This window comes from Microbacterium maritypicum MF109 (assembly GCF_000455825.1).
In the GTDB taxonomy this organism is placed as follows: Bacteria; Actinomycetota; Actinomycetes; order Actinomycetales; family Microbacteriaceae; genus Microbacterium; species Microbacterium maritypicum_A.
In genome coordinates this window covers 35,479-56,045 of the sequence record NZ_ATAO01000206.1, presented here as the reverse complement: position 1 = coordinate 56,045, position 20,567 = coordinate 35,479, and the positions used below count along the sequence as shown (strand labels likewise).

General features: G+C 68.6%; 15 protein-coding genes and 1 tRNA gene. 4 read left to right on the top strand and 12 right to left on the bottom strand.

What is annotated here, in order from left to right:
- Positions 1-10: 10 nt before the first annotated feature.
- Positions 11-847, top strand: coding sequence for a hypothetical protein (locus L687_RS34540; RefSeq protein WP_021200406.1), 837 nt, complete (start codon positions 11-13; stop codon positions 845-847).
- A gap of 33 nt (positions 848-880) precedes the next feature.
- Here L687_RS34540 and L687_RS34535 read toward each other — a convergent pair whose 3' ends face one another.
- The 4 genes from L687_RS34535 to L687_RS34520 all read right to left on the bottom strand — a co-directional run bounded on the left by L687_RS34535 (position 881) and on the right by L687_RS34520 (position 7,179).
- Positions 881-4,240 (bottom strand): ATP-binding protein, encoded by a 3,360-nt coding sequence (locus L687_RS34535; RefSeq protein ID WP_021200405.1) that lies wholly within the window; start codon positions 4,238-4,240, stop codon positions 881-883.
- Positions 4,237-4,899, bottom strand: coding sequence for a DUF4194 domain-containing protein (locus L687_RS34530; RefSeq protein WP_021200404.1), 663 nt, complete (start codon positions 4,897-4,899; stop codon positions 4,237-4,239). The genes L687_RS34535 and L687_RS34530 overlap by 4 nt, the downstream gene beginning before the upstream one ends.
- The gene (locus L687_RS34525) at positions 4,892-6,355 is read right to left on the bottom strand and encodes a DUF3375 domain-containing protein (RefSeq protein WP_021200403.1); all 1,464 of its coding nucleotides are present in this window, start codon (positions 6,353-6,355) and stop codon (positions 4,892-4,894) included. Before L687_RS34525 ends, L687_RS34530 begins: the two co-directional genes overlap by 8 nt.
- Positions 6,356-6,423: 68 nt before the next feature.
- Positions 6,424-7,179: a GntR family transcriptional regulator gene (locus L687_RS34520; protein WP_235045236.1), complete on the bottom strand. Its 756-nt coding sequence runs from the start codon at positions 7,177-7,179 to the stop codon at positions 6,424-6,426.
- Positions 7,180-7,447: 268 nt separating this feature from the next.
- On the opposite strand from L687_RS34520, the gene L687_RS0121735 reads away from it, so the two are divergent.
- A complete protein-coding gene (locus L687_RS0121735; protein WP_021200401.1) occupies positions 7,448-8,095 on the top strand; it encodes an HAD family hydrolase in 648 nt (215 codons plus the stop codon).
- A 56-nt stretch (positions 8,096-8,151) separates the two neighbouring features.
- Positions 8,152-11,238 (top strand): LamG domain-containing protein, encoded by a 3,087-nt coding sequence (locus tag L687_RS34515; RefSeq protein WP_031207597.1) that lies wholly within the window; start codon positions 8,152-8,154, stop codon positions 11,236-11,238.
- Positions 11,239-11,379: 141 nt separating this feature from the next.
- Here L687_RS34515 and L687_RS34510 read toward each other — a convergent pair.
- The 8 genes from L687_RS34510 to L687_RS34475 form a co-directional block, all read right to left on the bottom strand.
- Positions 11,380-11,451, bottom strand: a tRNA-Gln gene (locus tag L687_RS34510).
- Positions 11,452-11,550: 99 nt separating this feature from the next.
- The gene (gene gltX / locus L687_RS34505) at positions 11,551-13,056 is read right to left on the bottom strand and encodes a glutamate--tRNA ligase (protein WP_021200399.1); all 1,506 of its coding nucleotides are present in this window, start codon (positions 13,054-13,056) and stop codon (positions 11,551-11,553) included.
- A gap of 53 nt (positions 13,057-13,109) precedes the next feature.
- Positions 13,110-13,874, bottom strand: coding sequence for a class I SAM-dependent methyltransferase (locus L687_RS34500; RefSeq protein ID WP_021200398.1), 765 nt, complete (start codon positions 13,872-13,874; stop codon positions 13,110-13,112).
- The gene (locus L687_RS34495; protein WP_021200397.1) at positions 13,871-15,130 is read right to left on the bottom strand and encodes an MFS transporter; all 1,260 of its coding nucleotides are present in this window, start codon (positions 15,128-15,130) and stop codon (positions 13,871-13,873) included. The genes L687_RS34500 and L687_RS34495 overlap by 4 nt, the downstream gene beginning before the upstream one ends.
- On the bottom strand, positions 15,127-15,903 hold the full coding sequence (locus L687_RS34490; protein WP_021200396.1) for a fumarylacetoacetate hydrolase family protein: 777 nt from the start codon (positions 15,901-15,903) through the stop codon (positions 15,127-15,129). Before L687_RS34490 ends, L687_RS34495 begins: the two co-directional genes overlap by 4 nt.
- Positions 15,904-16,022: 119 nt before the next feature.
- Positions 16,023-17,123, bottom strand: coding sequence for a branched-chain amino acid aminotransferase (locus tag L687_RS34485; RefSeq protein ID WP_029265497.1), 1,101 nt, complete (start codon positions 17,121-17,123; stop codon positions 16,023-16,025).
- A 60-nt stretch (positions 17,124-17,183) separates the two neighbouring features.
- Positions 17,184-18,227 (bottom strand): 3-isopropylmalate dehydrogenase, encoded by a 1,044-nt coding sequence (locus L687_RS34480; RefSeq protein ID WP_021200394.1) that lies wholly within the window; start codon positions 18,225-18,227, stop codon positions 17,184-17,186.
- 81 nt (positions 18,228-18,308) lie between these two features.
- Complete coding sequence (locus L687_RS34475; RefSeq protein ID WP_021200393.1) at positions 18,309-19,844, bottom strand: MFS transporter; 1,536 nt, start codon at positions 19,842-19,844, stop codon at positions 18,309-18,311.
- A gap of 95 nt (positions 19,845-19,939) precedes the next feature.
- On the opposite strand from L687_RS34475, the gene L687_RS34470 reads away from it, so the two are divergent.
- Positions 19,940-20,482: a TetR/AcrR family transcriptional regulator gene (locus L687_RS34470; protein WP_021200392.1), complete on the top strand. Its 543-nt coding sequence runs from the start codon at positions 19,940-19,942 to the stop codon at positions 20,480-20,482.
- Positions 20,483-20,567 lie beyond the last annotated feature (85 nt).

The following is a 20,567-nucleotide window of genomic DNA, read 5'->3' as shown; positions in this document are numbered from 1 at the left end:
CATCACGAACATGGCGCTGTCACTCGAGGAGTTCCGTTCCGCACTGGTGGACGCCGGTTCCCGGCAGGGGCTGGGCATCCGGCTCTCGGACACCGAAGCCCAGCAGGTCGCGGCCGACCCGCACGCCGCCCAGAGCTGGTACGCGTACTGGCAATCCATGAACCCGCAGACGGAGCCTGCCGCTCCCGCGTTCCCCGCACCCGAGACGACCCCGGCCGCCGAGACGGTGCCGCTCGGCGGACACGACTTCGCCCAGACAGCGGCGTTCGCATCCGCTCCGCCGGCGTACGCCGGTACGCCGACCACAGCGATCCCTTCTCCCGGTGCCCCGGTCCCCGGCGGACCGGAGAAGAAGAGCCGGGTCGGTCTCTGGGTCGCGCTGTCCATCGTCGGTGCCCTGCTGCTGCTCGCGATCATCGTCGTGGTGGTGGCGTTCACCACCGCCCGGCACTGGACGAAGGTCGATGCGCCCGAGAAGCCCGAGACCTTCCACAGCGAGGAGTACGAGACCGGTCTGTACCTGGTGGCGGACGACGGCGTGAGCCCGTGCGCCGTCGATCAGGACTGGACCGACTGCATCGACGCGATGGAGGCCCAGTATGCGGGAGCCTGCGCCGGCGTCGAGCTCGTTCCCGCCGCGGCGATGCTCTGCGAACAGCATCGCGCCGAGATCGATCGCATGCGCGCGGAGGACTCCGAAGGAGCGGTCGTCGCCTCGCTCGGAGACTTCGGCCACCTCACCCGCACACCGGAGGTCGCGACGCGACAGGTCTCGAACAACGACTACGAAGCAGCAGTCACTCACGAGGCCGTCTGCTACCTCGGGTTCCTCGGGGAGTGCGACTGACGATACGGGTGCTCGCGCGTCGACGACCGACGGTCAGACCCCCGCTTCCGGCAGACCCACCTTCGCCTTGGCCCAGGACCGACCGCGCGTGTCCTTGAGGATGTCGTACTCGACGTCCACATGCGGCTCGATCGCGCTGTACTTGTCGTTCGGCGCACCGATGACGAGCTGGAAGCCGAGCCCGCGCCACGCACCGATCGCACGCTTGGTGAAGTGGGCGTCGGCCTTGATCAGCGCCTCGTCCATGAACACCGGCGCATAGCGAGGTCGAGCGGCGCCCGCGTCTCCGAGCTGGTACCGGAGGGCGGCCCCGACGATGAACGCGACGAGTTCCTGCGACTCGCCTCCGGACTTCTCACCGATGTGATCGTAGAGCGCGACGTGCTCTCGCGTGGCGGCTGTGACGCGCTCCGCGCTCACCCGCACATGGTTTCGCACATCGATGAGCTCCGCGAAGTCGGGGGCGGTGCGGCGCATGCGCGCGATGAGGCGACTCATCTTGCGGTACACGGTCTCCCGCTCCGCATCCGTCGCCGCCGCATCGATGAGTCCCCGCACCTCACGGAGCTCACGGCGGAAGCGCTTGCGAGCCTCCGTCTGGTTCTCCCGGGGGGTGATCTGCAGACGATGATCGTCGTCGAAGAACGGCAGCTCCTCCATGATCCGGTTGATCGGATCGATCCGGTCCTTGATCTCACGGAGCGACCGGCTGAGCGTCGAGTCGAGACTCGTCAGGTCGTTTCCCGACAGTTTGAGCAGGCTGTCGCGCCACTCGGTCTCCAGCTCGTGGAGCCCGTTGGTCTGGAGAGCCTCCAGGATGCTCTCGAACTCCCCGACCGAAGCGTCGGGATCCGGAAGGATCGTGAGGGTGTCCCAGCGCTCGAGGAACCCCGTCATGAGTCGGCGCATGCTCTCGCGCTGCTGCTCGTGCGCCTCGGCCGCCTCGCGGCGGTCATCGAGAAGGCGCTGAGCTGCCGTCCTGAGGGCGGTGTCCAAATGGGTCAGGCGCTGCGCCGCCGTCGCGGATCCTCCGGTCTCGGCGTGCAGGAATCGGCTGTCGAGGAACGAGGCGTGCCCGTCCGCGAGCACGAGTCCGGATGCCGCGGCAGAGTCGATGACCGACTGACAGCTGTCGACGTCGTCGGTGACCCGACCCCACTGCTCCTGGGTCTGAGCGAGCTCGTTGCCGAGACGCGCCTCTTCATCGCGGAGCCGCGCCGCCCGCGCCCGCAGTTCTTCGGCCTGGCGCTTGAGTTGCGCGATCTCGGGGCTGGCCGTGGTGACCTCCGCCTCGACCGCGAGCCAGCGCTCCCGCTCGGCCTCCACCGTGACCACATCGATCTGCTCCCACGTGAGGTCCTCGATCTTCGCGAAGGATGTCGACCGCGCCTCGATGCGGTCGAGGGCGGCCTCGGCCTCGTGCGCAGCGGACGCGCACTCCTCGTGCTGCGCCGTCAGCCGCCGCAGCTGTTCGTCGATCTCGCGCAGGCGACGGTCGTTGGTGAAGCCCAGGACGTTGCTGCGCCCCTGCCCTCCGTGGGCACCTCGACTCCCCTGGGACACCTGGCCGCTGATCGTGAGGGTCTTCTGGTGTGCGCCCAACTGCGACGACGAGTCGACACAGACGTATCCGAAGCGATCCTGAAGTCGCTGCTGAAGCCAACCGGTGAAGGGCGTCGGGAGGTACTCGAGCCGCCCGGGAAGCGTCTTCGGGTCGGCGTTCCGCACCTCGGGGATGCCGGTATGGACGCCTTCGTAGTTCAGACGTTCCGGGGTGCGCACGGAGTTGATGGCCGTGCGGAACGAAGCGAGGTGCTCGACGTCGATCAGAAGCGTCCTGGCGAAGCCTCCGAGCGCGAGGTTGAATGCCTCCCGCCACGGCTCGAACTCGGTCCGCAGCTCGATGAGCTCGCCGACGAACGGAAGATCGGCCGGGTCGAGCCCGACCGCTTCTGCGAGCAGGCTGCGCGACTCGTCGAGATGCGCGGGGATGCTCCCGCGTACGCGACTCGTCTTCTCACGCTCCTCGCGCAGGCGGCGGATCTCGGCCTCCGTCGTCCGGCGTGTGCTCTCGGCATCGGCGAAAGCGGCACGGGCAGCACGGATCTCGGACTTCGGAGCCGACCCCCGAACGTCGGCGGCGAAGGCGTCGAACTGCGCGGCGGTCTCCACCTCCGCTCCCAGCTCCCGGACGATGATGTCGAACTTCGCCCGCTCCCGCCGGACGTCGTCCACTCGGCGCTCGGCGACGCGGAGTTCGCGCTGAGCTGTCTCGAGACGGTCGCCGCCGGACTGGCGCAGCACGTCGAGAAGCCCTTCGCGCTCGACATCCGCGGCATCGACGAGAGCACGTTTCTCGCGCACGGCAAGACTCAGCGCGCGGGAACGATCCCCCAGCTCGACCTCCACGTCGCGCAGGAGATCGAGGCGTCGCTGCGCGTTCCAGAGGGCGGCCAGAGAGGTCGGATCCGTGAACACGCCGACCTCGTCGATCACGCGCACACGCTCGGACGCCGAGACGATGCGGTCTTTGATGCCCCGGATCGGCTCGAGCGCGTTCACCTGCTGCTTCGCCGTGAGCATCCTCATGCGCGTGCTCTCGAGCTCGTCGAAATGCGCCACGACGGCATCTGCGGTGGCCATGGTCTCGGGCTCTTCGAGGACGAGCTTCTTGTACAGATCGTCGACCGTCGTGATCTGCTGCCCGGCCTGGATCCTCGCCAGAAGACTGATGGCCTTGGCACCGGAGCCGGCCGCACCGATCCCGAGCACCGCCTGCAGGCGCGCCGCGAACTCACGGTCCGTCGCGAGGGTCTCCAGCCCCGTCGCCCGCACCGACGCATCCGAGAGCCGCTGCGTCGCCGCGCGCTCCAGCAGTCCCAGATCGAACGCCCCGTTCACGGTGGCCCTGACCCGCGTCGTGTCCTCGAGGACGCGTGCATCCGCGGGGATGTACCACGCACGCACGGCTGTGAACCGCGACCCGTCGTGGTCGATCCACGTCGTCGCGATCGCACTCCACGTGTCCTCCCCGTCTCCGCGGAGCACACGCAGCTTCGTGCCCTCCTCGGTGCGGGATTCGTCGATCTTCCCTCGCCCGTAGGAGAGGATGTTCCGCTGCTCCTCGCCGCGCGGGCGACCCGTAACGCCGCCGTTCGACGCTCCGTTGAACGGCGTCGTGTGCGGCATCATCAAGGCGATGTACGCATCCATCAACGTCGACTTGCCGGAGCCCGAGCCTCCGCAGAGCAGGGTCGCGTGCGGCGAGAAGCGCACCCGATGGGGTCCGCCGTCGTACCCGCCCCAGTTGATCAGCTGCAGCTCCTCCGCCACCCACTGCTGCCCGCGCGAACCCGCCGGGATGAGGCCGAAGAGCGTGTCGACCATGGTCATCGTTCCACCGCTTCCTGCGACCGCAGCCAGTCGCGGAGTTCTTTCAGGGTCTCGGCGCTCAGGACGACCTCGACGAGCGCGCTGATGCGATAGCGCCCGCTGGTCTCCTCCTGCACGATGCCCTCTCGATCCAGGCGATCCATCGCGTTCCGGATCGCCTTCTGCTGCCGGGCTGTGCCGCCGTCGACGTCACTGAAGTAGCTCAGCACGGTCTGCTCGAGATCCTCGATGTCGATGCGCACGGATGCCTCGCCTGCGGCGGACTCGCGCTGATAGACCGTGCGCAGATGCACGAGAACCAGGGTCTCGGCGCGTGTGTACGGCGCGTCCTTCAGCAACACCGGCATGTCGATCTCGTCGGAGCGCAGCTGCTGCTTGTATGCGAACCCGCGGCCGTGGTCGACGACCAGGCGGAGGTAGAGGTCGTTCAGGCGCGACTCGATCACGTGCTGATGGTCGAGCAGCAGGGCCCATTCCCGGCGGTTGCGCTCCGCGGCGATGAAACGGCGCTGGAGGATGTGCGCGAGCAGGCGCCGGATCTCGGGGTCCAGCGTGCCGCGGTCACCCGCGAAGTGCTCCTCGATGTCGTCTTCCATCGGGACCGGGGCGATGAACGGATCCTCGACCGGCGTCTCCGTCACGAGGCTCTCTTCAGGCATGTGATTCTTCCTTCGGGTTGCGCGCCGTGACGGCGCCGAAAGCGAAACGTCGCGTCGATCCGTCCGGACGCCGCGCTTCGACCACCGAGACCTCCTCGCCCTCGGTCATGCCGTTGCGGTGCGCGATCTCGAGCAGTCCGACGAGGTCGACAGGACGACGGGTATCGTCGGCTCCCTGGGTGAACGCCGCCGCGAGGTCGAACTCGGGGCCGAGACCCGACACGTACTCCTCGAGCTCCGCATACCGCGGACCACCCCACGCGCGGGAGTCGACGTCGGCGAACTCGACGTCGTCGGCGTCCGCGAGAGGTGCGGGGACGGCCGGCGGGCGGATGCTGCTCACCGTCTGCCTGAGGTGCCCCAGATCTGCGAGCGGGAGACTGCGCACCGGCGAGTCGCTCGCCCCCGCACCGTCCCAGATGTGGAGAGCGGCGATGACGTCGCGCAGCAGATCGTCGATCTGACGGTCCCGCAGCGGATCGTGGGTCTTCACCTGGCCGGTGATGACGTGCGACGCTCGACGCTGTGCGGCGAGGACCTCTTCGACGCCGAGCTCGACCCGACGTCCGATGGCGTCGAGTTCGGCACGCTGCGTGCTGTCGAGCATGCGGGCGAACGGCTGCCGGAGCAGACCGTGCAGCTGTTCGGTGAGCGCGTCGATGCGATCCGGATCGCCGATCAGCCGCAGGGCGCCGGAGAACGCGCGCCCCTCCGGGGTCGAGTTCATCACGTCCTGCGCGCGTCGCAGATACTCGCGGAGCACCTCGCCGGTCGGGCGTTCGTCACGCCGCAGATGGGCGACGACGTCGCGCTGCATGAGCTTGAGCGACTCGGCGACGCGGGTGAAGTCGGCGGGGAGCTCCCGTGCCAGGTGCAGCACGTTCTCCGCTTCTTCGAACAGCTCTTCATCGTCGAGCGGATCCGCCCTGCCCGATTCCTCGATCCGATCGATCTCGGCGTCGAGTGCCGCCCGCTCCTTCCGAAGACGAGCCAGGCGACGCTCGGGATCGGCCTCGGCGCTGTCGGAGAGGTGCTCCACGGCGTCGAGGAGCGTTCGCACACGGGAGTTGGATACACGTGTGCGCCCCCCGCCCGTGCGTCCGGCGATCTCCAGCGCCTCGACGGCGTGCGCGGAGAGTCGGTACACCTCGATGTCCTCGTCGATCTGCTGCACCAGCCAGCCCAGTCGCACCCAGTTCCGCGCGACGTCGCGGCCGGTCCCTGCGGGAACCCGGCGGTCGTCATCGTCGTCGCCCGCTCCCCTCAGCTCATCGAGGATCTCGGCGAGCTCGGCCTGGGCGTCGGCGATCGGGATGGACGCCCGGTCTGCCGTGAACAGCAGCGAGAGGGACGCGACGACGAAGGGCGCGAAACGTCCGTGAAGGAGGTCGAGAGTCGGCGTGCTGAATGCGGTGACAGCGCGCGAGAATGCCGCTTCTGCTCGTGTTCCTGTCACGTATTCACATTACTCGGCGCCCTCGACATCGCCGGACGCGACGCGGGGTGACGACGCGAGCTGATCCGCTACCGCGAGAACTCGGTGCGCGTGAGGGGTGTGCTCTCCCGCGATGCCGTGACGAGGAACGTGACGGTGTCGGGCAGGTAGCGGTCCTCGCCGTACTCGATCGGCTCGCCTGCCGCGGTGTAGCTCACGCGGCGCACCCGCAGCAGCGCGCTCGCCCGACGCACGCCGAGCAGCTCGGCGTCGGCGCTGGACACGGGGACGGCATCGATGGCGTGCTCGGCGAACGCGGTCACGATCCCGAAGTCACGCGAGAGCGCCTCGACGACGGAGGCCTCGTCATCGGCGATCGAGGCCAGCCGATCGGCGATCCAGTCCGGGTAGCTGGTGCGCTCCAGCATCACGTCGCGGCCGTCGATGCTACGCGTCCTGGTCACGCGCAGCACACGCGTCCGCGGGCTCACCCACAGGCGACGCGCCTCCGCCGCGGTCGCCTCCCCGAACTCCTTGCGACGCACCTGCCCGCCCGGCGCCAGACCCTTGGACCGCGCCCACTGCGCGAACGAACGCAGTTCTTCGAACGACTGACTCTGTCGGCCCGAACGAACGGTCCAGCCCGCGCCTTGAACCGGGGATACCAGGCCTCGGTCCTCGAGACCCGCGAGAGCCCGTCGGATCGTGCCACGGGTTGAGCCGTAATGCAGACTCAATTTCGTCTCCGACGGAAGACGGGAGCCCGGAGAGAACTCCCCATCGATGATCCTGGTCATCAGATCGCTCATGATCTCGCGATGGGAGCGCGGGGTCGCCGGTAACACCGTCTCAGACTAGGTGAGCCGCGATACCGTCGATCGCGCGATCAGGACAGCAGTTCACAGTTGTCCCCCGCTGCACGCCCGCCGGCGGCTATCGTTCAGACGTCGTTCATCTGCACGCCGCCCCGTGCACACCACGGAGCGGGGTAATCGTCCCGTGACCTCGTCGACGCCCGCTTCCGATCGCTCCGCTTCTGATCGCTCCGCCTCTGATCGCTCCGCCTCCCCTCGTTCCACCCCCGCGCGGCCCGCCGCGGCTCGACCCGCCGCCGTGCTCTTCGACCTCGACGGCACACTCGTCGACAGTGAACGGGCCTGGCTCGACGTGATCAGCGCCCACCTCACCCACCTCGGCACAACGGTGTCGTCGGCGCAGCTCGCCGGGTTCGAAGGGCTGTCCGGCATCGATGCCGCCCACGCTCTGATCGGGCTCGGGAGTACGCGTGCGAGTGCGAGCGCGCTCGCGGCGGAGCTGGAGCTCGTCACGATCGATTCCTTCGCGGGGCGTCTGGAATGGGTCGCCGGTGCCGAGGAAGCACTCGCGCACCTTCGGCGCGAGGGAATCCGAATCGGTCTCGTGACCAGCTCGACCAGGGCATGGGTCGATGCGGTCGCCGAGAACGTGAGCCTCGGCGTATTCGACGTCGTCGTGACCGCGGACGATGTGCGACGCACGAAGCCGAGCCCAGAACCCTATCTGCGGGCGACCCGCCTGCTCGACGTCGATCCGGCCGCGTGTCTGGTGTTCGAGGACTCCGAGGTCGGCGTGCGTGCTGCCGTCGCTGCCGGATGCCGCGTCGTGCAGGTCCGGGCCGACCGGAGGGAGGCGAGCGGCACGACGGCCTGCATCCCCGACTTCCGCGCCGTGACGGCACCCTGGGCCGCTTCACTGATGTCCTCCGTGCCCGCGCTTCCCTGATTTCCCCACACTTCTCGACCGCCTTCCGAACCCCGACGACACCTGCGAGGAACCCCATGCTGACCCCTGATCGACCGAAGACGACACGCCCCCGTCCGGAGGCGGCCCTACGCCGCGCACTCGGTGGAGGGATGATCGCGGCCACGACGGCCCTCACGCTCCTGGTCCCCGTTCTCCCGGCGGCGGCGGTCGCGCCGACGGCCGTCCCGACCTCGTCGTCCGCCGTGGAACCGATGACGCAACAGCGCATCGACGCCGCGAACGACGCCTACAACGGCGCCGACGCCACACTCGAGTTCATCACGATGTCCGATACCGAGCTCGGGGGCGCCGCCACGGCGGACAAGACATCCGAGCAGGTGGCCTACGAGGGCGCGAAGCCGCACTTCCAGGCCCTCCGCTCCTGGGCGGACGCCAAGGGCTTCGACCCGCGCGTCGTGGTCGACAACGGCGATGTCGTCGGTGCGAACGACCCGGAGTACTCCGCCCACCTCGCCGGCGACAGCGAGAAGGTCGCCGGCTGGTATCGCGCGGTCGAACGGGTCATGCGCGAGAGTTTCCCCGAGTCGCAGGTCCTGCTCACCCAGGGCAACCACGACATCGCCGATCTGATGGGCACGACCTTCGACTCCGCGCGGAAGAATGCACCGGCCGACGCGCCCGCGTGGCACTACCCGAACGCCGACAGCGCATACGTGAGCAACTTCCACACGACCATCGAGGGCATCGACTTCATCGGTCTCGACTACAACGGCACCAGCACATTCGGGTACGGCGGGCAGCGCACCGGTTACCAGGCCTTCCTCACCAGCACGCTGCAGGACATCGCTGCGAAGCCCGACTACGACCCCGCCAAGCCGATCTTCGTCTCGATCCACAGCGGCTACGCGGGCACGTCGCTCGGGGGGCCCTTCCACGCCGACTACGACATGGCAGGTCCCGACCTGCAGCGGATCCTCGCGTCCTATCCGCAGGTGATGCTCGGCTCGGCGCACACGCACTTCTCCTCGAACCCGGAGACGAGCATCTTCCAGAAAGACTTCACGGTCTACGAGAACGCCTCGATGAACTACATCTACCAGGACGTGCCGAGCGACTTCCTCGGCGGCGGCTACTTCGGGGGCAATCAGGGAGACCCTGCTGCCGGGGTGTCGCAGAAGTACGCGAACTTCATCTCCGTGCTCACCGACGGCTCCACTGTCATCCGTCGATTCGACGTCACCCATCAGCGCTGGGTCGGCATGCCCTGGGTGGTCGACACGACCAAAGGCAAGAGCGGGTTCAGCTACACGGCCGATCAGCGCAGCAAGATCGCACCCTGGTGGGATGCCGCGGCAATCACCGCGACGGACGTCGCCGAGGAGTCCCTCACGCTGCGCTTCGACCAGGCCAAGGACGACGAGCTCGTGAACTACTACGAGGTCGAGATCCGTGACCAGGCCGGCAACCCGGTCGCGTACACGGCGAACCAGGTGCCGGACTTCGGCAAGAACGCGGCGAAGTCCGTCACCGGATCTTTCAAGGCGTACTCGCGGTTCTACATGACCCCGAACACGATGGGCTTCGACGTCCGCGGTCTGAAACCGGCGAAGAACTACACCGTCACGGTCACCGCGTACGACGACTTCCAGAACGCGTCGGAGCCGCTCACCGGCCTCGTGCGCACGGCCGGCGAGCTCGTCTTCCCCGATTTCCCCGAGACCCCGGCACCTGCACCGGACGGCGAGTTCCTGCATCTCGCCTTCGAGGGCGACCTCGGTGACACCGGAACGCATGCGGCATCCGGGCCCACGGCGAAGCCGGTCGGCTCGGTCTCCTACGTCGCGACCGATCGCCCTGGGGCCTCCGGAACAGCCGTGCGCATCGGCGGAGGCGCGGGCAGCTACGTCGATCTCGGATCCCGACCCGAGTTCGACCTCGGCGCCGACAAGGACCTCACGATCAGCTTCTGGACGAAGGTCACCGGCGTCAACGGCTACGGTGCGATCATCAGCAACAAGAACTGGGCGAACTGGTACCGCTCGGGCATCAACCTCGCCCCGGAGGGCACGAACACCGGCAAGCTCGAGTTCACGCTCGGCGACGGCACCGACGGCGTCTACGCGACCGGCGACGTCGGCGAGTACCGCGGCTCCTGGCACCACATGACCGTGACCGTCGACCGCACGCGCAACACCGCGAGCACCTACATGGACGGCATGCTGGCCAAGGAGACGAGCATCGCGGGGATCGGGAGCATGACCAGCGGCCTGAACATGCTCGTGGGCGTCGACGGGAGCAAGAGCTACGGCATCGGTCTCGACATGGACGACCTGCGGATGTGGGACACGGCTCTGTCCACGACCGAGGTCGCCGCCCTCTTCGCCGCCGATGATTCGACCACAGAGACTGCCGCACTCACCCAGGCCGTCGAATACGCGACCGAGCTGATGAACGTCAACGAGGTCGAGGCGGCGAACGGACGTGTCTTCGATGAGACGCTCGGCGATGCTCTCGCCGCGGCGACAGCCCACAGTGCGGCTCTGCTCGCGGGATCTCCGGGAGCGCGGGATGGCTCGACCGATGGTACGGTCGCGACAGTCGCCGCCGTCGCACCGACGAAGGCACAGCTGCGGACGAGCTTCGAGTCGCTGAAGGCCGCCGTCGACGCCGTGGAGGCCCAGGCCGTGCGCTTCAGCTATCGCACCGAGGTGCGCGGCGGCACCGTTTCGCCCGCAGAGGGCGTTGCGGATCGCGGCGGCCAGGTGCGCCTGACGCTCACGCCGGCTGCCGGTTTCGGGATCGCGGGTTCAACGGTCACGGTCAGCGGCGTCGACAGCTTCGCCATCGAAGGTGCGGAACTGGTGCTGACAGGCGTCGAGAGCCGCGTGCTCGCCTCGATCGACTTCGCCACGGCCGACACCGGCACCCCCGGCGAGGGCGGCACGCCCGGCGAGGGCGGCACCCCCGGCGAGGGCGGCAACGGGAACGGCGGCACGGGACGCGGAGACGGCACCGTGGCGAAACCTGGAACCGACGGCTCCGCTGCTCCGCTCGCGACGACCGGAGCAGACGGGGCGATCGTCTGGGTGTGGGCGGGATTGGCTGCCACCCTGCTGGGGGCTGGCGCGTGGCTGGCCCGCCTGCTCCGCCGCGCGGCCTGACGACCGATGGCGAAGGCCCCCTGCTTTCCGTGCTGACACGGATGGCCGGGGGCCGCCGCCGAACGCGTCATTCTCGCGGCGGACGACTCCGACGCATCACCTAACGAAGAAACCCCCGCCTGAGCGGGGGTTTTCATCTTGCTGGGGTACCTGGACTCGAACCAAGAATAACGGAACCAGAAACCGTCGTGTTGCCAATTACACCATACCCCAAGGGCGAAACCGGAGCCTCGCACCGAGAATCAAGCCTACCCGAGCGGCGGCGGAACACCAAAACCGGCGCCGTGTGCCGCCGCCCGGGCGCGTCGCGACTCAGCTCGCGAGGAACGCCGACAGGGAACGCAGACGACGCAGCGACTCGTCCTTGCCCAGCAGCTCCATCGACTCGAACAGCGGCGGCGAGATCCGGCGGCCGGTGATGGCCACGCGCGGCGGGCCGTAGGCGATACGCGGCTTGAGCTCGAGTCTCTCCACCAGCTCTGCAGCCAGAGCCTCCTGGATCTTCTCGGGCGTGAACTCCTCCAGCGGCTCGAGAGCGACGACGCAGGCATCGAGCACCTCGGCAGCATTCGCCGGCAGTCCCTTGAGCGCGTCCTCGGCGTATGAGACCTCGTCGGTGAAGAGGAAGCCCACCATCCCGGGGACCTCGCCCAACAGCTGGACGCGCTCCTGCACGAGAGGGGCGACACGGAACGCCGTCACCAGCTGCTCGTGTGTGGGCTCGTCGAAGAGCCCGGCGGCGGCGAGATACGGGATCGTCCGCTCGGCGAAGTCCTTCTCCCCCAGCATCCGGATGTGGTCGCCGTTGATCGACTCGGCCTTCTTCTGGTCGAAGCGCGCCGGGTTCGGGTTCACGTTAACGATGTCGAATGCCGCGGTGAACTCGTCGAGCGAGAACACGTCGCGGTCGGGTCCGATCGACCAGCCGAGGAGCGCGAGATAGTTCAGCAGGCCCTCGGGGATGAAGCCGCGGTCGCGGTGCAGGAACAGGTCGGCCTGCGGGTCGCGCTTGGAGAGCTTCTTGTTGCCCGTCTCCCCCAGCACCAGCGGCATGTGGGCGAATCGCGGCACGAACGTCGTGACGCCCGCATCGATGAGAGCCGCGTACAGCGAGAGCTGGCGCGCGGTCGACGGCATCAGATCCTCACCGCGCAGGACGTGCGTGATGCCCATCAGTGCGTCGTCGACCGGGTTCACGAACGTGTACAAGGGCACGCCGTTCGGACGCACGACCACGAAGTCGGGGAATGAACCGGCGGGGAAGGTGACCTCGCCACGGATCAGGTCGACGTACGTGACGTCCTCGTCCGGCACGCGCAGGCGCAGAGCGGGCTGTCGACCCTCGGCGCGGAAGGCCGCCTTCTGCTCGTCGGTGAGGTCGCGGTCGAAGTTGTCGTAGCCGAGCTGCTTGGCGCGGCCTGCGGCCTCGTTGCGCGCGTCGATCTCCTCGGCCGTCGAGTAGCTCTCGTAGAGGGCGCCCGTCGCGATGAGCTTGTCGATCACCTCGCGATAGATGTCGTGACGCTCCGACTGCCGGTAGGGCGCATGCGGTCCGCCGACCTCGACGCCCTCGTCCCAGTCGATCTTGAGCCAGGTGAGCGCGTCGACCAGTTGGCGGAAGCTCTCCTCGCTGTCACGGGCGGCGTCGGTGTCCTCGATGCGGAACACCATCTTCCCGCCGTTGTGTCGGGCGTAGGCCCAGTTGTAGAGAGCCGTGCGGACCATGCCGACGTGCGGCAGACCGGTCGGTGAGGGGCAGAAGCGGACGCGGACGTCGGCACCACTGACAGTCGTGGTGAGGGGGTGAGGGGTAGCCATAGCCCTTCGATTCTACGGGGACGGGTGACCGCACCGCTGGAGGATCGAAGCGCTCAGCGAGCGGCGCTCACGGCGACCGCGGCACGATGCGCCAGCGGTAGGAAACTGTTCGCACTCCGCTCGTCGACCACCTGGTCGAAAGCGGTCCGAAACCGCTGCCGGTCGACCTGGTCGAGACCGGCGTAGAGCGCACCGGCACCGGCCACTCCCCCTTCGACAGACCGCCAGAGGGCTCGCGGATCCGCGCTCCAGGTCCAGTCGAGCTCGGTGACCTCTACGCGCTGCAGCCCGGCCTCCTGCAGCATCCGCCCGAACCCGTCGGCCGTGCGCTCGAAGTCCTCGTCATCCGGGAGCCTCGGCCCCCCGAAGGGCGCGATACCGGCACGCTCGGTGATCTCGGCCCAGAACCACGAGGGAGAGAGCGTCCAGGTCGTCGCCACGACCGCACCCCGGCTGACCCGTCGCAGCTCTGCGGCGGCCGAACGCGGTGACGGGACGTGACTCAACACGAAGTTCGCGATGGCGACGTCGAACGCGCCGTCTGCGAACGGAAGCGCCGGCAAGGTGCCGTCGATGGGGTCGATCCGAGGATGCCGGCGACGCGAGACCGCGCGCATGGTCGACTCCGGCTCGCACGCGGTCACCGTCCATCCCTCGGCGGTCCACATCGCAGCCAGGGTGCCGTCTCCGGCGCCCACGTCGACCAGGCTGCGGCCGTGCGGCTCGCCCAGAGCCTCCCGCATCGCGACGAAGGTCCCGGCGCACAGCGCCGAGTAGGAGGCGGAGTACGCTTCGCCGACCCCGGACCAGTCCTTCACCGTGCTCCCGCGCGAGCCAGCGGAGACAGCGCCACGATCGCGACGACCAGGATGAAGGCTGCGATCCCGAGTCCGGAGTACTGGAAGTTCGACAGCACTACTCCGGCCAACACCGAGCCGGCCGCAGCCGAGAGGCTCATGAGCGAATCGCTGCGACCCTGTCTGCGCGTGCGGAGCTCGGGTGCGGAGGCCTCGGTGAGCAGCGCCGCCCCGGCGACCGTCGCCGCGCTCCACCCCAGCCCCAGCAGGATGAGCGCGACCATGACACCCCAGGCCTCGGTACCCGTGAACACGGCGAACGCCAGAGCACCGGCGAGCAGCACCTGGCCGAGCAGCACGACCTTGAGTCGGCCCCACCTGTCGGCGAGCACACCGAAGACCGGCGACAGGGCGTACATCCCGCCCACGTGCAGGGCGATCGTGATCCCCACCAGAGCCGAGACATCCGCCGGGGTCGCCGCCATGCCTCCGGCGCCGTGCGCCATGTGCGACAGGTGCACCGGGGTCATGGCCATGACCGACGCCATCACCACGTGAGAACCCGCGATCGCGAAGATCGCATAGCGCGCCACCCGTGGCCGGTCCACTGCCACCGCTCCGGCGGCAGCCGCCGACGCCGTGGCGAGCCGCTGCGCCGCGAGAAGCGGATCAGGGCGCAGCGCGACGATGTAGAGCAGGAGTGCCGCGCACTGCGCAACGAACGAGAACAGATAGGAACCCGTCTGCGGAGGCATCCCGACCGCCTGCCCGACGATCTCTCCCGGTCCCAGCAGGAGGGGCCCGGCAACCCCTCCGATCGTCGTCGACCAGACGACGATCGACAGATCCCGGCCACGGTGCTGCGGGGCGGCGAGATCCGTCGCGGCAAAGCGAGACTGCAGGTTTCCCGCGTTGCCCGCGCCGATCATGAGGATGCCGGCGAGCAGCAGCGGGAAGATGCGCAGGGAGGCGGCGAGGATGACGACCGCGATGCCGACCAGTGCGAACAGGTTGCCGAGCGTGAGCGCACGACGCCGGCCGACACGAGCGGCGAGGCGGGCCAGCGGGATCGCGCACGCCGCCGCTCCGAGCGTGACCGAGGCGGTCGCCAGACCGGAGAGCGCGTCGTTCCCCGAGATGTCCGCGGCCAGGAGCGCTCCGAGCGACACCGTGGCACCGAAGGCGATACCGCCGAGCACCTGCCCGAGCGACAGCACCAGCACGGTGCGTCGCTGGACCGCCGTCTGCTGCGCCGCCGTCAGGGCCACATCGGTCATGACGCGGGTGCGGCGTCCCGCGTGGTATTGCGCAGGATGCCCAGCCCCGTGATCTCGACCTCGACGACGTCTCCTGCGCCGAAGGTTCCGACGCCCGCCGGCGTGCCCGTCATGATGACATCACCCGGGAGCAGCGTGAACACGGCCGAGGCGTACTCGATGATCGCCGGCACCGAGTGGATCATGTCGGTGAGCGGAGCGTGCTGGCGCACCTCGCCGTTCACCCGCGTCTCGATCGTGGCGGTCGCGGGATCGAAGTCGGTCTCGATCACGGGTCCGAGCGGGCAGAACGTGTCGAAGCCCTTCGCGCGCGCCCATTGTCCGTCCTTGCGCTGCAGATCGCGCGCGGTCACGTCGTTGCCGATCGTGTAGCCCAGCACGTAGTCGAGCGCGTTCTCGGCCTTCACGTTCTTGGCGATCTTGCCGATGACCACGACGAGCTCCCCCTCGTACTCGGTGCGATCGGAGAGGGGCGGACGCACGATCGCGTCACCAGGTCCGATCACCGCGGTGTTCGGTTTGAGGAACAGCAGCGGTTCCTCGGGAGCCTCTCCCCCCATCTCGGCCGCGTGGTCGTGATAGTTCTTGCCCACGCAGACCACCTTCGACCGCGGGATCACCGGAGCGAGCAGCGCGGCATCCGCGAGCGGCACACGGGCGCCGGTGGTCTCGTACCCGGTGAACATCGGGTCTCCGGCGAGCACGACGAGCTCACGCTCGTCGATGATCCCGTACATGATGGCTTCGTCGTGGCTGAACCGGGCGATCTTCATGGGATCCAGCCTAGCGAGGGCGTCCCACCCCGCCGAGACGCACCGCAGACACCGAGACCCACACGTGCGCAGGCGGCAGGCGTGGGTCTCGGTGATGGGCGCTGGTACCGTCCGAGCGGTCAGGCGTCGAGGCGCAGAAGCCAGCCGTGCTTGTCCTCGCGGCGGCCGTACTGGATGTCCGTGAGCTCCTCACGCAGCGAGAGTGCGAGCTCGCCCAGCGGCTGCGGTTCGTCGAACCCGTCTCCGACGAGTGCGCCGATCGGGGTGACGACCGCGGCGGTGCCGCACGCGAACACCTCGACGATGTCGCCGGAGGCCACGCCTTCGCGCCACTCATCGATCGAGATCGGGCGCTTCTCGACCGTGTAGCCGCGGTCTTCCGCCAGCTGCAGGAGCGAGTCACGCGTGATGCCCTCGAGGATGCTGTCCGACTCGGGGGTGACCACACGTCCGTCCTTGAAGACGAAGACGACGTTCATGCCGCCGAGCTCCTCGACATCGCGCTTCTCGTTGAGGAACACGACCTGGTCGCACCCCTTCGCGCTCGCCTCGCTCTGGGCGAGCAGGCTCGAGGCATAGTTGCCTCCGGTCTTGGCCTTGCCGGTTCCGCCCTTGCCGGCGCGGGCGTACTCCTCGGAGAGCCAGATGCGCACCGGCTTCACCCCGCCGGAGAAGTAGGCGCCTGCGGGGCTCGCGATCACGTAATAGGCGACCTTCTGCGCGGCGCGCACGCCGAGGAACGCCTCCTTCGCGAACATGAACGGGCGCAGGTACAGGCTCTGGTCAGCGCCGTCCGGAACCCAGCGGCCATCCACGGCGATGAGCTCGCGCAGCGACTGGATGAAGTACTCGGTCGGCAGCTCCGGCAGAGCGAGACGACGAGCGCTGGCCTGCAGACGCGCAGCATTGCGGTCGGGGCGGAACGTGTGGATCGAACCGTCCGCGTGACGGTAGGCCTTGATACCCTCGAAGATCTCCTGCGCGTAGTGCAGCACCGATGCCGCGGGGTCGAGCGGGATCGGACCGTACGGCTGCACGCGAGGACGGTGCCAGCCGCCCTTGGCGGACCAGCAGATGTCGACCATGTGATCGGTGAAGACCACGCCGAAGCCCGGATTCTCCAGCACCTCGGCGAGCCGTGCGGGAGACGCAGCGGTCAGGTTCTTCGTGACGGCGAACTCCAGGGGAGCCACGGTCGCCTCGGCATCGATGGTCGTCATCTCATCATCCATTCCTCGTGGGTGGGCGCATCCTCGCGCCCGTTCAGCCTACGCCTGCAGTCAGAGGCGTGCAGTGATCGCGGAGCCGATCTCCGCCGTGGTGCGAGCCACCGTCCGTGCCGCGATGTCCGCCTCGACCGCGGCACCGACCCGTGCGGATTCCTCGGTGAGTCCGAGGTGGTCGAGCAGCAGCGCGATCGAGAGGATCGCCGCCGTCGGGTCGGCTTTCTGCTGTCCGGCGATGTCGGGCGCTGAGCCGTGGACCGGCTCGAACATCGACGGGAACGCGCCGTCGGGGTTGATGTTCCCCGAGGCGGCGAGGCCGATGCCACCCGTGACCGCGCCCGCGAGGTCGGTGAGGATGTCGCCGAACAGGTTGTCGGTGACGATCACGTCGAAGCGCGAGGGGTCGGTGACCAGGAAGATCGTGGCGGCGTCGACGTGCAGGTAGTCGACCTCGACGTCGGGGTGCTCGGCCGCCACCTCGTTCACGACGCGCTGCCAGATGGCACCGGCGTGCACGAGCACGTTGGTCTTGTGCACCAGCGTGACCTTCTTATGACGACGCTCGGCGAGGTCGAACGCGTAGCGCACGACGCGCTCGACGCCGAAGGCGGTGTTCACCGAGGTCTCGTTCGCGACCTCCTGCGGGGTGCCCTTGCGGATGGCCCCGCCGTTGCCGACGTACGGCCCCTCGGTGCCTTCACGCACCACGACGAAGTCGATGTCGCCGGGCTCGGCCAACGGGCCCGAGGCACCGACGAACAGCTTCGACGGCCGCAGGTTCACGTAGTGGTCGAGGGTGAAACGCAGCTTCAGCAGCAGGCCCCGCTCGATGTTGGCGTCCTTGAGGCGCGGGTCGCCCGGGGTGCCGCCGACCGCGCCGAGCAGGATCGCATCGTTCGCGGAGATCGCGGCGAGGTCATCGTCCGTGAGGGTGTCGCCGGTCTCGAGGAAGCGTCCGGCGCCGAGAGAGAAACGGGTCTTGTCGAAGACCACACCACTGTCGGCGGTGACGGCGTCGAGCACCTTCTCCGCTTCGGCGATGACCTCGGGACCGATGCCGTCTCCGGGGATGACGGCCAGCTTCACGACACGCGACATGAGACTCCTTGCGCACTGCACGGGGATGGACCGGCTCGGGCTCACCGCAGGGCGAGCGAGCCGGTCCTCCCAGCGTACTGGTCAGTGCGTGGGGGCTTTGCGCAGTGTGACGGCGGCGATCACGCCCGCGACGACGACGAGACCAGCGCCGATCAGCGAGGTCACCATCACCCCGGAGCCGAATGCGGCCGCCGCCGCCTCCCACAACGCGGTGCCGAGCTGGCCCGGCAGCGCCTGCGCCGCCGTGTAGGCCCCGGCGAGAGTCTCCCCCGCCGCGTGCGCCACGTCTGCCGGCAAGCCCTCCGGAAGCACGAGAGCCCCGCGGTAGAAGGCCGTGATGATGCCACCGAGCACCGCGGTGCCGAGCACCGCGCCGAGTTCATAGGCGGTCTCGGAGACCGCACTCGCTGCTCCCGCCTTCGCGGCGGGGGCGCTGGAGAGGATCAGTTCGTTGGAGATCGTCTCGGCGGCACCGATGCCGATGCCGAGCACCACGAATGCGACGACCAGCGGCAGGACGCCGTGCTCGTGCGTCGTGAACGCCACGATCAGGTAGCCGGCCACAGAGAACGCGAGCCCGACGGGGATCACGATGTGCGGCGGGATACGACGGGAGATCGGGACGACCGAGAGTCCGGCCACGATCATCGCGAGCATTCCGGGCACGAGCGCGAGCCCGGCCATCATCGGGGACAGCCCGAGGACGAGCTGCAGGTGCTGCGAGACGAAGTAGAGGAAACCGACCAGAGCCACGACGCTCAGCAGGTTGACCAGGATCGCACCGGAGAAGGATCCCCGACGGAAGAGCGCCATGTCGAGCATCGGCGTCTTGGCACGCAGCTGGCGACGGACGAACAGGTAGCCCATCACGAAGCCGAGCAGCGCCCAGGCTCCGGCCTTGAGACTCGGCCCGTCGACGGCCAGCGACTTGATCGCGTAGACGACCGGGATCATCGTCGCCATCGACAGCGCGATGCTGATCAGATCGATGCGCCCGGGGTTCGGGTCGCGGCTCTCGGGCACCAGCAGCGGCGCGGCGACGAGCAGCGGGATCAACACGGGCACGGCGATGAGGAAGACCGAACCCCATGCGAAGTGCTCGAGGAGAAAGCCGCCGACGATCGGTCCGAGCGCGGAGCCCGCGGAGAACGCCGACGCCCACACGGCGATCGCCATGCGGCGCTGGTCGCGATTCTGGAAGATCGAGCGCAGGAGGGAAAGGGTCGACGGCATCAGCATGGCGCCGAAGAAGCCGAGGAGCGCCCGGGCGGCGATCAGCAGCCCGGCAGTGGGCGCGAAGGCGGCCAGTGCGGAGACGGCGGCGAAGCCGGTCGCACCGATCAGCAGCATCTTCCGGCGCCCGAAGCGGTCGCCCAGCGTCCCCATCGTGACCAGGAGGCCGGCGAGCACCAGGGGGTACACGTCGATGATCCACAGCTGCTCCGCCCCCGTGGGAGCGAGCGCGATCGAGATCTCGGGGAGCGCGAAGCTCAGCACCGTGTTGTCCACCGACACCAGCAGCACCGGCAGCATGAGGACGACGAGTGCCGCCCAGCCGCGGGCTCCGACGCGGGGAGCGTCCGTCTCTGTCGTCGGGATCGACGCAGTACGGTTCATGGAACACCTCTCAGAATCATGACGGCACGGTTAGTGAACCGTCCAGATGGTATAGTAACAGAATTCCCGCCCCTCCCCTGTGCAGAGGATCCACGATGCCCCGACCTCCCCTCGCCCGCGAGAAGGTGCTCGACGCCTTCGAAGCGATCCTCATCGAAGACGGCGAACGTGCAGCGACGCTCGATGCGACCGCGAAGGCGGCCGGCGTCTCCAAGGGTGGCCTCCTCTACCACTTCGGGTCGAAGGATGAACTGGAGGCAGGGCTCGTCGAGCGGCTCGACCGGCTCACGACGCTCGACCTCGAACGCATGACCGCAGCCGACGAGGGGCCGGTCGCCTACTACGTGCGCACCTCGGTCATGGAGGACGACGCCCTCGATCGCGTGCTGATCGCCACGACGCGGCTGGCCCAGGGCGGATCAATCCCTGCCGCCGACATGCTCCGCGACACGCGACGACGCTGGGCGGAGACGATCCGCCCGCATGTGCGCGACAATGCGAGCCTCGACCTCGTGATGCTCGTGAGCGACGGGCTCTACTTCAACAACTCGCTAGACGTGCACGGCCCCGAGCGGCTCGTCCCCCGCAGCGACGAACTCGCCGAGCTGATCGCCCTGGTCCTCAGAGCCACGGCCTGACCCGCCGAGACATGAGAAGAGGGCGGGAGCATCACGCTCCCGCCCTCTTCTACATCGGCGCACTGAGACCGGTGCAGCCAGACCT